This window comes from Comamonas sp. C24C, assembly GCF_053345995.1.
Genome location: NZ_JBKFBC010000014.1, coordinates 65,144 through 78,362, shown reverse-complemented (window position 1 = coordinate 78,362; position 13,219 = coordinate 65,144). Strand labels below are relative to the sequence as shown.

At 64.4% G+C, this 13,219-nt stretch carries 10 protein-coding genes; 6 read left to right on the top strand and 4 right to left on the bottom strand.

All coding sequences use genetic code 11. The features are described 5' to 3' along the window. Nucleotides 1–244 (bottom strand): creatininase family protein (locus ACLBXN_RS21795; protein ID WP_447613592.1); only part of this gene is annotated, 244 nt, incomplete at its 3' end. Nucleotides 245–340: 96 nt separating this feature from the next. Here ACLBXN_RS21795 and ACLBXN_RS21790 point away from each other — a divergent pair. Further along, complete coding sequence (locus ACLBXN_RS21790) at nucleotides 341–1,972, top strand: MATE family efflux transporter (RefSeq protein ID WP_447613542.1); 1,632 nt, start codon at nucleotides 341–343, stop codon at nucleotides 1,970–1,972. Here the strand turns inward: ACLBXN_RS21790 and ACLBXN_RS21785 are convergent. Then, nucleotides 1,959–2,933, bottom strand: a complete 975-nt coding sequence (locus ACLBXN_RS21785; protein WP_447613541.1) for a Bug family tripartite tricarboxylate transporter substrate binding protein — start codon at nucleotides 2,931–2,933, stop codon at nucleotides 1,959–1,961. The genes ACLBXN_RS21790 and ACLBXN_RS21785 overlap by 14 nt on opposite strands. Nucleotides 2,934–3,138: 205 nt before the next feature. On the opposite strand from ACLBXN_RS21785, the gene ACLBXN_RS21780 reads away from it, so the two are divergent. Then, entirely contained in the window at nucleotides 3,139–5,427 is a 2,289-nt protein-coding gene (locus ACLBXN_RS21780) for a protein-disulfide reductase DsbD family protein (RefSeq protein ID WP_447613540.1), read from the top strand. A 31-nt stretch (nucleotides 5,428–5,458) separates the two neighbouring features. On the opposite strand, the gene ACLBXN_RS21775 is transcribed toward ACLBXN_RS21780, so the two are convergent. Further along, entirely contained in the window at nucleotides 5,459–5,845 is a 387-nt protein-coding gene (locus tag ACLBXN_RS21775) for a VOC family protein (protein WP_407714917.1), read from the bottom strand. 333 nt (nucleotides 5,846–6,178) lie between these two features. On the opposite strand from ACLBXN_RS21775, the gene ACLBXN_RS21770 reads away from it, so the two are divergent. Next, entirely contained in the window at nucleotides 6,179–6,694 is a 516-nt protein-coding gene (locus ACLBXN_RS21770; protein WP_050872861.1) for a hypothetical protein, read from the top strand. 63 nt (nucleotides 6,695–6,757) lie between these two features. Here ACLBXN_RS21770 and ACLBXN_RS21765 read toward each other — a convergent pair whose 3' ends face one another. Next, entirely contained in the window at nucleotides 6,758–7,624 is an 867-nt protein-coding gene (locus tag ACLBXN_RS21765; RefSeq protein ID WP_447613539.1) for a GNAT family N-acetyltransferase, read from the bottom strand. A 216-nt stretch (nucleotides 7,625–7,840) separates the two neighbouring features. Between ACLBXN_RS21765 and hemE the strand changes: the two genes are divergently transcribed. From hemE to ACLBXN_RS21750, 3 genes are all read left to right on the top strand, one after another. Beyond that, complete coding sequence (gene hemE, locus ACLBXN_RS21760; RefSeq protein WP_447613538.1) at nucleotides 7,841–8,956, top strand: uroporphyrinogen decarboxylase; 1,116 nt, start codon at nucleotides 7,841–7,843, stop codon at nucleotides 8,954–8,956. 660 nt (nucleotides 8,957–9,616) lie between these two features. Then, nucleotides 9,617–11,818, top strand: coding sequence for a replication restart helicase PriA (priA, locus tag ACLBXN_RS21755; protein WP_447613537.1), 2,202 nt, complete (start codon nucleotides 9,617–9,619; stop codon nucleotides 11,816–11,818). Between the two features lie 195 nt (nucleotides 11,819–12,013). Continuing rightward, nucleotides 12,014–13,135: an asparaginase gene (locus ACLBXN_RS21750; protein WP_003059251.1), complete on the top strand. Its 1,122-nt coding sequence runs from the start codon at nucleotides 12,014–12,016 to the stop codon at nucleotides 13,133–13,135. Nucleotides 13,136–13,219 lie beyond the last annotated feature (84 nt).

Genomic DNA, 13,219 nt, shown 5'->3' with positions numbered 1-13,219 from the left:
CGGCTGGCAGCTGCGCCAGAGCGGCATCGATGACGCCCTCTATCAGGCTGGCATCCACCGACAGCGGCAGATGCGGCCCATGCTGCTCCACCGCCGCCACGGGCAGCACGGCCACGGTGTCTGCGGCCAGGCCATTGTTCTGGGCCAGGGCAAAGTCATGGGCCGATGCCTGGGCCCAGAAGCGCGAGGGCCAGCGGGGAAGCGCGCTTGCGGGAGTGGTCTGGGTATTGCTCATGGCCATCATCGTAGCTGCGCCAGCGCCCCGAAACCACCACATGCCCCGGATTCCGGGCCCACCGCCCGTCAACCGCAACCAGCCGACATGCCCCACAATGGGCCGATGCCTGAAGCCTCCGCCAGCGCCCCGCGCCAGAGTGCGCGCACCGCCAACTCCAAGCCCCAGACCCGCGACCTGACCCAGGGCCCGATTGCCAGCACCTTGCTGGTCTTTGCCCTGCCGATCCTGGCCGGCAATGTGCTGCAGTCGCTCAACGGCTCGGTCAATGCCATCTGGGTCGGCGGTCACCTGGGCGAGGCCGCGCTGACGGCCACCGCCAATGCCAACAACGTGATGTTTGCGCTGATCGGCGCGGTGTTCGGCATCAGCATGGCAACCAATATCCTGATCGCCCAGAGCATGGGGTCGAAAAACATCGCGCAGGCCAAACGTGTACTTGGCACCAGCGCTACGTTTTTTGGTGTTGTCTCACTGCTGATTGCCGTGCTGGGCTGGCCGCTGTCGCGCCATCTCATGCAATGGATGAGCACGCCCGAGGCGGCTTTGCCGCTGGCCGAGGCCTATCTCCGGATCATCTTTCTGGCCATTCCGCTATTGTTCATGTTCAGCTTTGTGACGGCGGCCCTGCGCGGCGCGGGAGACACCCGAACGCCGTTCTGGTTTCTGCTCGTCGTCGTGGCGCTGGACATGGCCCTCAACCCTCTGCTGATCTTTGGCTGGGGCCCCGTGCCGCGCATGGGCATCCAGGGCTCGGCGGTCGCCACGCTGATTGCCAATGCCGTGAGCTTTGCGGCCCTGCTGGGCTGGTTGCGTCTGCGCCGCCATCCTTTGTGGATAGGTCGCCGGCAGCTGGGGCTGTTCAAGCCCGATCTGACGATTGTGCGCACTCTGGTGGTCAAGGGCTTGCCCATGGGCGTGCAGATCGTGATGATCTCTCTGGCCATGATCGCCATGATCTCCATGGTCAACGAGCATGGCGTGCAGACGGCATCCGCCTATAGCGCCGCGCTGCAGCTGTGGACCTATGTGCAGATGCCGGCCATGGCCATAGGCGCCGCCTGCTCGTCCATGGCGGCGCAGAACGTGGGGGCGGGCCTCTGGAAGCGTGTCAGCGCCACGGCCAATGCCGGCATGCTGGGCAATCTTCTGTTGACCGGCAGCCTGATCGTCCTCATCGTGCTGCTGGACCGTCATGTACTGGGCTGGTTTCTGCCCGGCGGCAGCCCCTCGCTGGAGGTGGCCCGCCACCTCAACCACATTGCCATTGGCTCCTTCCTCTTCTTTGGCGTGACCTTTGTGCTGGCCGGCGTGGTGCGCTCCACAGGGGCCGTCATGGCGCCGGTGCTGATTCTGGCGATCGCCATGTGGGGCATACGCGTGCCCGTGGCACGCTGGCTGCAACCCGTGATGAGCGTGGACGCCATCTGGTGGAGCTTTCCCATCAGCTCCGTCTGCTCCATGCTGATGATGCTGGCCTATTACCGGTGGGGCAACTGGCGCAAGGCGCACATGCTGCCAGCCCAGGCCGCCATGCCGGCTGCAGAGTCGGCCCGGGAACAGACGCCGGCCGCAGAGCAGGCCGAAGCCCCTGTGGACAGCGATGCACTGATAGCCCGGGCCGACCCCTGCGAGCGCATCGCCATCCCTGCCGAGGTGGGTGGCCAGCCGCCCAGTACCGTGGCCACCCTGGCCGCGGATGCGGGGGTGCCACCGCGCGACGCTAACCCAGGGTGATGCCCGTTTCCTTGACGACGCGCTTCCAGCGCTCGTGGTCGGCGGCGATGAGCCGTCCGAACTCCTGGGGCGTGCTGCGTCGCGGCAGGTAGTTGTAGCCGGCGAGCCTGGCCATCACATCGGGCATCTGCATGATCCTGTCCATTTGCTGGGCCAGATAGCCCACGATCTCCTGCGGTGTGCCCTTGGGCGCCAGCAGGCCAGACCAGGAGCTGAAATCCATGCCACTGACGCCCAGCTCGCGCAACGTGGGTACCTGGGCAAAGGCCGGTGCACGCTGGGGCAGCAGCACGGCCAGGGCCTTGACCTTGCCGGCGCGAATCATTTCCACCGAGGTGAAGGAATCGAACGAGAAGTCCACCTCGCCCGCCACCACGGCCTGCATCTGCGCGCCCGTGCCCTTGTACTGGGCATTGACGATGCCGGGCACCTCGACCACCTTCTTGAACTGCTCGGTGATCAGCGAGATCATGCTGCTGCCCGAGGAGGCGCTCAGCGGCCGGCCCTGCTTCGCCATGGCGATCAGCTCCTGCATGCTGTTGACGGGCAGGTCCTTGCGCGCAATCACCATGAAGCCGACATCGCACAGATGACTGATGGGCTCGAAGCTGGCCAGCGCCTCGTAGCCGGTCTTGTAGAGCACCGGACTGAGGGTCTGCGCTCCTGCCGTGTTCATCAGCAGCGTGTAGCCATCGGGTGCCGCGCGGGCTGCCAGTTCGGAGCCGATGACGCCGTTGGCGCCGCCCTTGTTGTCGACCACAAAGGACTGGCCAGTGATTTCGCCGAGCTTTTGCATGGCCAGCCTCGCCACCACGTCCGTGGTGCCTCCGGCCGGAAACGGCACGATGACCCGTACCGACTTGTCCGGATAGGCTGACGCAGCGGCCGCATGCCAAGGCAGCGCGGTGGCAGCACAGGCAGCCGAGGTGGCAAGAAAGCGGCGGCGTGATGTATTCACCATAATGCTTGTCTCCTGTAATTGCCCGGCAACGGACTCCTGCGACCGGCTCCGGCGGCGGGCTGTTTGAGCCTTGTTGGCCGGGCCATGATGGAGTCCGCCCGCGCCTTCTGTCCAATACCATGCGCCTATGCAAGCATTGGTTTTGCCAATCGGCCTCCCCCGTGCAGGGAACCAAAAACACCGCCACAGACTCCCACCGTCCGCCATGTCTTCTCAAGCCCTTTCCCTGACCACCGGACCCCGCAGCCTCTCGCAGCGCCTTTCACTCTGGCTGATGCTGGCGCTGACCGTCTGGGTCTGTGCCTTCTCCACCGGTGCCGGCGCGCAGATCCTGTTGAAGAATGCGGCTTCGGGTGGCGCCACCGTACAGACGCCGCGCGTGCAGGCCGAGCTGGTGGCCCAGGCCCCCGAGGGCATCGCCGCCGGGCAGGTCTTCTGGCTGGGGTTGAAGATCACCCACCAGCCCGAATGGCATACCTATTGGAAAAATGCCGGCGATTCGGGCCTGCCCACGGTGCTGCAGTGGCAGCTGCCCCCGGGCCTGGAGGCTGGCCCCATCGCATGGCCGCTGCCTCATGCGCTGCGCGTAGGGCCCCTGGTCAACTATGGCTATGAGGACACGGTGCTGCTGCCCGTCCCCATCAAGGTCGCGGCCGACTTCAAGGCACCGGCCTCTGGCATGGTGGACGTGGGCCTGGCCGCCGAATGGCTGGTCTGCCGCGTGGAATGCATTCCCGAGTCCGGCAACTTCCAGCTGCAGATCCCCGTTCAGGGCAGCAGCGCTGCGCAAAGCCAGGCCTTTGTGCAGGCCCAGGCCGGCCAGCCCCAGGCGCTGAGCCAGGGCGGCCAGGCCCTTGTCGAGTCCGGCAAGGCCGAAGGCACGAACCTGCCCGACGACCGTTTGACGCTGCGCATACCCGGACTGCCCGCCAGCCTGAAGGGCAAGACACTGGAGTTCTATCCCGAGAACGCCGGCACCTTCAAGCATGCCGCAGAGTCGGGCAAGGACTGGAAGCAGCACTGGGACGGTGACGTCTGGGTCGGCGAGAACATGCCCTTGTCCGATATGCGCGGCGAAACCGCGACGCAACTGGCCGTGGTGCTGGCCCTGCCGCCCGCTGAGCGCGCTGCGGCGCTGGAGCGGGGCGAAAGCGCTGGCTGGCGCAGCGAGCTGGCCGTGCAGGGCCGCTGGAGCGCCCCCGCGCTCGCAGGCGTTTCTCTGGCCCTGGCCGCAGCGCTGGAAGCCAACAAGACCGCTTCACAGACCGTGCCTGCAGGCAATACGGCCAGTGCAGGCAGCCTCTGGGCGGCCCTGCTGGGCGGCCTGATCGGCGGTCTGATCCTCAACCTCATGCCCTGCGTGTTTCCCGTGCTGGCCATCAAGGTACTGGGGTTTGCTGTGCATGGCCAGAACCGCCAGGCCCAGAAACTGGGCGGCCTGGCCTATGCCGCCGGCGTGGTGCTGTCCTTTGTGGCACTCGGCGCACTGCTGCTGGGCCTGCGCGCGGCCGGTCAGCAGCTGGGCTGGGGCTTCCAGCTGCAGTCGCCCGTGGTGGTCTCGCTGCTGGCAGCGCTGTTCACCGTGCTGGGACTGAATCTGGCCGGCTGGTTCGAGTTCGGCAGTCTGCTGCCCAGCAGCATTGCCAGCGCCCAGGCACGCAACCCGATACTGGACTCCTTTCTGTCCGGCGTGCTGGCCGTGGCCATTGCCTCGCCCTGCACGGCGCCCTTCATGGGTGCCTCTCTGGGCTTTGCCATCGATATGCCTGCGGCGCAGGCGCTGACAGTGTTTGCCGCACTGGGCATGGGCATGGCCCTGCCCTATCTGCTGGCCAGCTTCGTGCCCGCCGTCGTGAGCTGGCTGCCCCGCCCCGGCCCCTGGATGCAGACCTTCCGCCACGCCATGGCCTTCCCCATGTTTGCCACCGTGGTCTGGCTGGTCTGGGTGCTGGGCCACCAGGGCGGCATGGATGCCGCCGCGGCCCTGCTGGCACTGCTGCTGGTGCTTGCCGCGCTGATCTGGGCCATGGGTCTGCGCGGCAAGAGCCGCATGAGCCTCGGCGCCATAGCCTTGCTGCTGGCCATTGGCGTGGCCTACTACGCACTGCCGCTGATCAAGGCCGAGCCTGTGGATCAGGTCAGGGCACAGGCCGGCGAACTCTGGCAACCCTGGTCGGCAGACAAGGTCCAGTCTGCCCAGACCTCGGGCCAGCCGGTGTTTGTGGACTTCACGGCCGCCTGGTGCGTGACCTGCCAGGTCAACAAGCGCACCACGCTGAGCAATGCCGAGGTGCTGGCGGCTTTCGAGCAGCACAAGGTGCAGCTGCTGCGCGCCGACTGGACACGCCAGGACCCGGCCATCACCCAGGCACTGCAATCACTGGGACGCAGCGGCGTCCCCGTCTATGTGCTGTACCTGCCCGGCAAGCCGCCGGTGGTGATGAGCGAGCTGCTCTCCAAGAGCGAAGTGCTGGACGCGCTCCAGCAGATCTAGCACGCCCCTGCGTGCCGGGCGCTGCGCCCCCTCATGCCTGCTGCAGATCCTCGTGCAGGCAGAGGTAATTGCCTTCCGTGTCCTTGAACCAGGCGGCTTTCTCGGCCCCCAGCACGCAGACATGGTCGACGGTCTTGAAATCGGGAAAGTCATAGTCTTCAAACACCACGCCCCGGCTTTTCAGTTCCCGAATGCTCGCGGCGATATCGGACACCTGGAAGCTGATGGCCGTGTGCTCGGCCTTGGTGCCGCCTGGTCTGGGAAACAGGGCCAGGGCGCTGCCGCCCACCCGATAGACAAATTTCCCGTCGGGTCGCAACTCACCGGGCTGCAGACCCAGGCATTCCTCGTAGAAAGTGCGAGCCCGCGCCAGATCCATTACCGGCAGCATCGTCGTCACAGCAGATTGACTCAGCATAAGAACTCCTTTGCCCGGCGCCCCGAGTCGAGCAAACCAAGCTTAGTCCCGTGGGCCGGCAGAAGCCAGAGTCGGCGGGTTTCATGAACCTGGCGCAATCAACTTTACGACTCGGCACGCCAGCCTCGCCCTGTCAAAGCGGCGGGTTCCGGTCTGGCTTCGATTCGCGCTGGAGCGCGACGCCAAGCAGGAGCGCAGCACCTATGGCACAAACCGGACAAAAGCTCTAGACTGGAATTGCCCACAAGCCAGGTGCAACCGCAGTTTTCGGCCTTTGCCAGCCTTGCACGCGTTGACTGCTGCGGACCGCCTGAACTGCACAGGAGGTAAGCCATGCATGCCAACCTTATCCATCAGCCGTCTCACAAACGTCTTTGCCTGTTGCGTGCACTGGCGCTAGCCAGCCTGGCGATTGCCGGTCTGGCCCTGCCCTTTGCCTGGGACATTCTGGCCAGCATCAACAGCATGCCCAAGATGCACTGGCTGCAGCAGATACTGGCACAGGCACCGGCCTTCAGCTGGTTGATGATGTTTGTCTGGGGCGGAGCCATACCACTGGTCCTGCTCAAGAACATGGACCAGACCCCCTCGCACAAGCTGCGCACCACGGTGGTGATGCTGGTCCTGATGTGGGTCGCCGTCACCTGGTATGTGCACATGCCGGCCAGCAATCAGTGCACCGCGCTCTATGCTTCCTGGGAATGGGCCTGCTCGGTTCTCCAATGGGGCTACAGCATGAGTCTGGTGCTGTCCATTGCGGCCTATGCCTTCCTCATGCTGGGCCTGATGGTTACCGCGCTGGGCCTGTTTGCCGAAGGCCTGGAAGATGAGCCCAGCCACGCCGCATAGCACGCCCGGCCATGCAAAAAGCCTGCGACATCGGCCGCAGGCTTTTTGATTTCTGCCCCTGCCTCAAGCCTTCATGCGTCCGAACAGTCGGCGATAGCGAGAAGGCAGATCCTGCATGCGCATCATGATGGGCAGATCGGCAGTATTGAAGTCGCTATCCCAGGCCGGCGCCCCCAGCACCTTGGCGCCGGCGCGCAGATAGCCCTGGATCAGCGCTGGCGGCTCGACCTTCAGCGCATCCACCGAGACATTGCTGATACATGCCAGCTCCTCGGGCAGCGCCACCCGCGGGCGCACCTGCAACTCGGGCTCGGCCAGATGGCTCTGGCGCAGCTGCTGCCAGATGCGTGCCGGGCCTTCGCCATGGGCCAGACCGGGGTACTGCATGGGAATGCTGGCGCAGCCCACCATGGCCTCCAGCTGGTTGCGCTGCATGAACTCGGCCAGCGCTCCCCAGAGCGCCAGAATAACGCCGCCCTGGCGATGCTCCGCATGCACGCAGCTGCGTCCCAGTTCCACCATCTGCGAACGCCAGGCGTTGATGGGCGAGAGGTCGAACTCCTGATCGCTGTACAGGCCGCCGGCGCGCTGGGCCTGAGCGGGGGTCAGCAGACGGTAGGTGCCGATCACCTTGTTCTGCTCTTCATCGCAAACCATCAGATGCTCGCAGAAATCGTCGAAGACATCGATGTCGTGACCTGCCACGGGTGTCTGCAGCACAGCACCCATTTCTTCGGCAAAGATCTGATAGCGCAGGCGCTGGGCCTGGCGAACCTCGTCCAGATGACGGGCCCAACGCACCTGCAGGCGCAAAGCAGGCGCTGCAGCGTGTGCGGGACTGGCGGGGCGATGGGAAAGCGAGGGAGCCGATGACGGTGTCGTCGCGATGCTCTGGCCATTCAGCGCATCAAGAATCTCGGGATGCCTCATGTCTGCTTTCCTCCGGTGTTGGACGCAGTTGGCGGCCTGCCTGTGCCACACGGTGTGTCTGCGTGGCGTCATTGTGGAAAACGCAGATGAAGCCCCCGCGACACTTGGATGACGGTTGCATGACAAACCATGGCCGCCGCCATCCCTGCACAGAGAGCTGAATTGCTGCTCGGGATTGTGGTGAATGGGAAAGCCGGAGTGGGCGACAATCGACATATGAGTTTCGCCCCCCTGACCAATGACACCTTCCTGCGCGCATGCCGTCGCCAGGCTACTGACTACACGCCCCTGTGGCTGATGCGCCAGGCGGGACGCTACCTGCCCGAATACAAGGCCACCCGCGCCAAGGCCGGCAGCTTCATGGGTCTGGCCACCAATGTGGACTACGCCACCGAAGTGACCCTGCAGCCGCTGGAACGCTTCCCTCTGGACGCGGCCATTCTGTTCAGCGACATCCTGACCGTGCCCGACGCCATGGGCCTGGGCCTGTCGTTCGCCGAAGGCGAAGGTCCGCGCTTTGCCAAGGTCGTGCGTGACGAGGCCGCCGTGGCCAAGCTGGCCGTGCCCGACATGGACAAGCTGCGCTATGTATTTGACGCCGTCACCAATATCCGCAAGGCGCTCAATGGCCGCGTGCCCCTGATCGGCTTCTCGGGCAGCCCCTGGACTCTGGCCTGCTACATGACCGAGGGCAAGGGCAGCGATGACTATCGCACCGTCAAGTCGCTGATGTACTCGCGCCCCGACCTGATGCACCGCATCCTGGAAGTCAACGCCGACAGCGTGGCCGCCTACCTGAACGCCCAGATCGATGCCGGCGCCCAGGCCGTGATGATTTTTGACAGCTGGGGCGGCGTGCTGGCCGACGGCGCTTTCCAGGAATTCAGCCTGGCCTATACCAAGCGCGTGCTGGCTGGTCTCAAGCGCACCGGCGTGGATGGCAGCGACGTGCCCCGTATCGTCTTCACCAAGGGCGGAGGCATCTGGCTGCCCGACATGAAGGACATCGACTGCGAAGTGCTGGGTCTGGACTGGACGGCCAATCTGGGCAAGGCTCGCGCCATCGTGGGCGGCGAAATCGGCGGCCCCGGCAAGGCGCTGCAGGGCAATATCGACCCCAATGTGCTGTTTGCCGCACCCGAGCAGGTCGCCGCCCAGGCGCGCGCCGTGCTGGACAGCTTTGGCAAGCCCCATACCGACAAAAGCACCACCGGCCCCACCCACATTTTCAACCTGGGTCATGGCATCAGCCAGTTCACCCCGCCCGAACATGTGGCCGCTCTGGTCGAAGCTGTGCACAAGCACTCGCGCCTGCAGCGCGCTCAGGGCTGATTCCCGCTGCAACAACGGCCTTCCCGGGCCTTTGTTGCAGCATCACAAGCTCGCATCACCCAAGCGGAACAAGTGGTTATTGGACGACAATCCCTGGCCTGAGACGCAGAACAATAGCTACAAGTCTTTGATTTCAAACCACTAAATATCAGAACTCTCGAAATTCGGCGCCAGCAGCGTTTGGCGCTTTTTTATTTTTTCACTTCCTCCTGCCTCGATTGAAGGAAGTTATCCACATGTGGATGTTCCGAGGAGGCATCAGGTCTCGCGGCTGCTTGCATTCCTGCTATTTTTTTGGGAAGTTAAGGACTTTGCACCATGGTTTGCGCGCAGTTAAGTTTAGGGAGGTTCTCGGTTGACAGTGCCTCGCCACCTGATTTATGCACAGATCTGGCAAGGCAGACTCCCTGCATGCCCCCCGTCCGCCCCATCTCACAAGAGCATCAGAAATACATATAAGTATTTGTTTTTAATATATTAATTACTGATGCATTCAGTTCTCCCGCTGGCTTCCAGATGCGAACCGGACTTGACTGGAGCTTTGGCGCATATTTTTTCTCACAAAGTTATCCACAGAGCGCAAAGCCTTGGCAGGCCTCAAAATCTGCTATAGCTCTGAGTAGCTGCGGCCCTGGCAGCACTTTCCCCTTATCCCAGCCCATGTCCCATACCGTTCACGTTGCCGTCCAGACCCCTGCCCATAGCGCCGTAGGTGATCTGTTGAGCTACGGCAGCGACACGCCGCTGGAGCCCGGCATGCTGGTACGCGTTCCCCTGGGAAAAAGGGAGTTGCTGGGCGTGGTCTGGGATACACCGGCCGCCCCCGAAGCGATTCCCGATGGGGTGGAGCTGCGCAGCATTGCAGCCCAGTTGCAGGGCATAGCGCCGCTGGACCAGGCCTGGCGACGGCTGGTGGCCTTTGCCGCCTACTATTACCAGCGCAGCCTCGGCGAAATCGCCGTCGCCGCCCTGCCACCACAATTGCGTGAGATGTCGCCCGAGCAACTGGCCCGGCGACTGGCTCCGCCCAAGACAGCCAAGACGCCAGCCGGCAAGCGCAGGAAGACACAGGCCGCCGAAGCAGCACCGACGAGCGCCGAGACGGTGGATCACACGCCTGACGCCAGCAGCGCAATGCCTTTGGTCGCGCTCAGCTCCGAGCAGTCCTCGGTTTTCGAGCAGATTGCGCAAAACCCCGGCCCCTTCCTGCTCTATGGCAGCACCGGCAGCGGCAAGACAGAGGTTTATCTGCGCGCCGTCCAGGCCATGCTGGATGCCAGGCCCGAGGCACAGGCCCTGGTGATGGTGCCCGAGATCAACCTCACGCCGCAGCTGGAAGAGCGCTTCGTCGCCCGCTTCGTGCCCCGGTACGGCAGGGAGGCCGTGGTCAGCATGCACAGCGGCATGACCAACCCGCAGCGCCTCAAAAGCTGGCTGGCCGCGCACACGGGCCGCGCCCGCATCGTGCTCGGTACGCGCATGGCCATTTTTGCCAGCGTGCCGCAGCTGGCGCTGATCGTGGTCGATGAGGAGCATGACGCCAGCTACAAGCAGCAGGAAGGCGCGCGCTACTCGGCGCGCGATCTGGCCATCTGGCGCGGCCGTGATACCGGTGCCAAGGTCATACTGGGCAGCGCCACCCCGTCGCTGGAGAGCTGGCATGCCTCGGACCCCGCAGTCGGTCGCTACCTGCGCCTGCATATGCCCAGCCGTATCGGCGCGGCCAGCATTGGCGCGGCCGGCTCAGGCGCAGCCGGTCTGCCCAGGGTGAGAATGGTGGACATGGGCCAGCAGCCCAAACGCGCCGTGTTCTCGCCACCGCTGATCGAGGCCATTACCGAGCGCGTCAAGCGCGGCGAGCAAAGCCTGGTTCTGCTCAACCGCCGCGGCTTTGCCCCCGTGCTGTTCTGCGCCGACTGCAACTGGAAGAGCGACTGCCCCCATTGCAGCGCCCACCAGGTCTTTCACAAGGGCGATCGCACGCTGCGCTGCCACCACTGCGGCTTTACCCAGCGCGTGCCGTTTGCCTGCCCCAGTTGCGGCAACCCCGACATCCTGCCGCTGGGCAAGGGCACGGAGCAGTTGCAGGAAGAGCTGGAGCGGCTGCTGCGCAATGTGCAGCGCCCCGACGGCAATCCGGCACGTGTGGCGCGCATTGACGCCGACACCACCAAGGCCAAGGGCAGCCTTGAGCAGCAACTGGCCCAGGTGCATGCCGGCGATGTGGATGTGCTGGTCGGCACCCAGATGGTGGCCAAGGGCCATGACTTCCGGTGCATCACGCTGGTGGCCGCCGTGCAACCCGACAGCGCGCTGTACTCCAGCGACTATCGCGCCCCGGAGCGGCTGTTCTGCCTGCTGATGCAGGCCGCCGGGCGCGCCGGGCGCGATGCGCAATATGTGAAGGCCCAGGGCAGCCATCCTGAGATGTGGATTCAAAGCTACGACCCTCAGAACGCCGTCTACACCGCACTGCGCAAGCATGACTACCCGGCGTTTGCCAGGCAGCAACTCAAGGAACGGCTGGACGCCGGCATGCCGCCCTATGCCTTTCAGGCCATAGTCCGCGCCGATGCACGCACCCAGGAAGCCGCCCAGGCTTTCCTGAATGCCGCCACCCAGGTCGCCAGAGAGGCCAAGCTGCCTTATCTGGACGAGGTGTTCATCTACCCGCCCATCCCCATGGCGGTGCAGCGCGTGGCCAATGTGGAGCGTGCCCAGATGCTGCTGGAGGCCGCAAACCGCAGCGCCCTGCTGCGCTTTCTGAATGCCTGGCAGCAGTATCTGCACTGGCTGCGCACTCTGCCCGAGCACAGGCCGCTGGTGCGCTGGCTCGTGGATGTGGATCCGCTCAGCATCTAAAGCCGCTGAAAATTTAAGGGTTTTAAGTCTTCAGCCCTTTACCCATAAGCGCTGACAGCTATCAATTTATATAAAGCACAGGCGCCTGGCAAATCCATCGGGATTTGCGCGAATGGGCAAGCCGGCATGGCTATTGCATGGTGTGAGGCTCGGCTCCACAAGAGGCCGTTTCATTCAATCACGGAGCACTACTTCATGCAAAAACAAGTCTTCCGCCAGTCCTTGCTGGCCGCCACCATTGCCGTTCTGGGCGTTCTGTCCGCCCCCGGCGCAGCCCTGGCGCAGGATGCATCGCCTGCAGCCGCGCAGGCGGCCAAGGCTCAGGCAGCCAAGCCCAACGTGGTGGTGCTGGCCACGGGCGGCACGATTGCGGGTGCCGGTGCCTCGACCGTCAACAGCGCTACCTACACGGCCGCCAAGGTCCCTGTGGACAAGCTGCTGGCCGGCCTGCCCGAGCTGGCCCAGATCGCCAACGTGCGTGGCGAGCAGGTGTTCCAGATCGCTTCCGAGAGCTTCACCAACGACAATCTGCTGACTCTGGCCAAGCGCGTCTCGCAGCTGGCCAAGCAGCCTGATGTGGACGGCATCGTCATCACCCACGGCACGGACACGCTGGCCGAGACGGCCTACTTCCTGAGCCTGACCGTGCACACCGACAAGCCCATTGCCGTGGTCGGCAGCATGCGCCCGGGCACGGCCCTGTCCGCCGATGGCGCGCTGAATCTGGTCAATGCCGTCAGCGTGGCCGGCTCCAAGGACGCCAAGGGCAAGGGCGTCTTCGTCACCATGAATGACGAGATCAACACCGCCCGCGATGTGAACAAGGACATCAACATCCAGACCGGTGCCTTCAAGAGCCAGTGGGGCCCGCTGGGCATGGTGGTCGAGGGCAAGAACTACTGGTTCCGCGCGCCCGTCAAGCGCCACACCATGAACTCCGAGTTCAATATCGACAACATCGACAAGCTGCCCCAGGTGGACATCGTCTATGCCTATGGCAGCGTCCAGCCCACGGCCGTGAATGCGCTGGTCGATGCCGGCGCCAAGGCTATCGTCCATGCCGGCACCGGCAATGGCTCGGTGGCCGACCGCATGGTCAAGCCGCTGCAGGATGCCCGCGGCAAGGGCGTGCTCGTCGTGCGCTCGTCACGCGTGCCTTACGGCTTTGTGCTACGCAATGCCGAGCAGCCCGACGACAAGTACGACTGGGTGGTCGCCCACGACATGCGCCCCGAAAAGGCACGCCTGCTGACCATGCTGGCGCTGACCAAGGGCGCCAACACCAAGGAACTGCAGCGGATGTTCTGGGAGTATTGATCAACTCCCCCTGAGGCGCTGACGCGCCTTCCCCCTCTCTCTTCGGGAGGGGGACGACACCTTCGGTGCGGGGCGGCGGGGCCG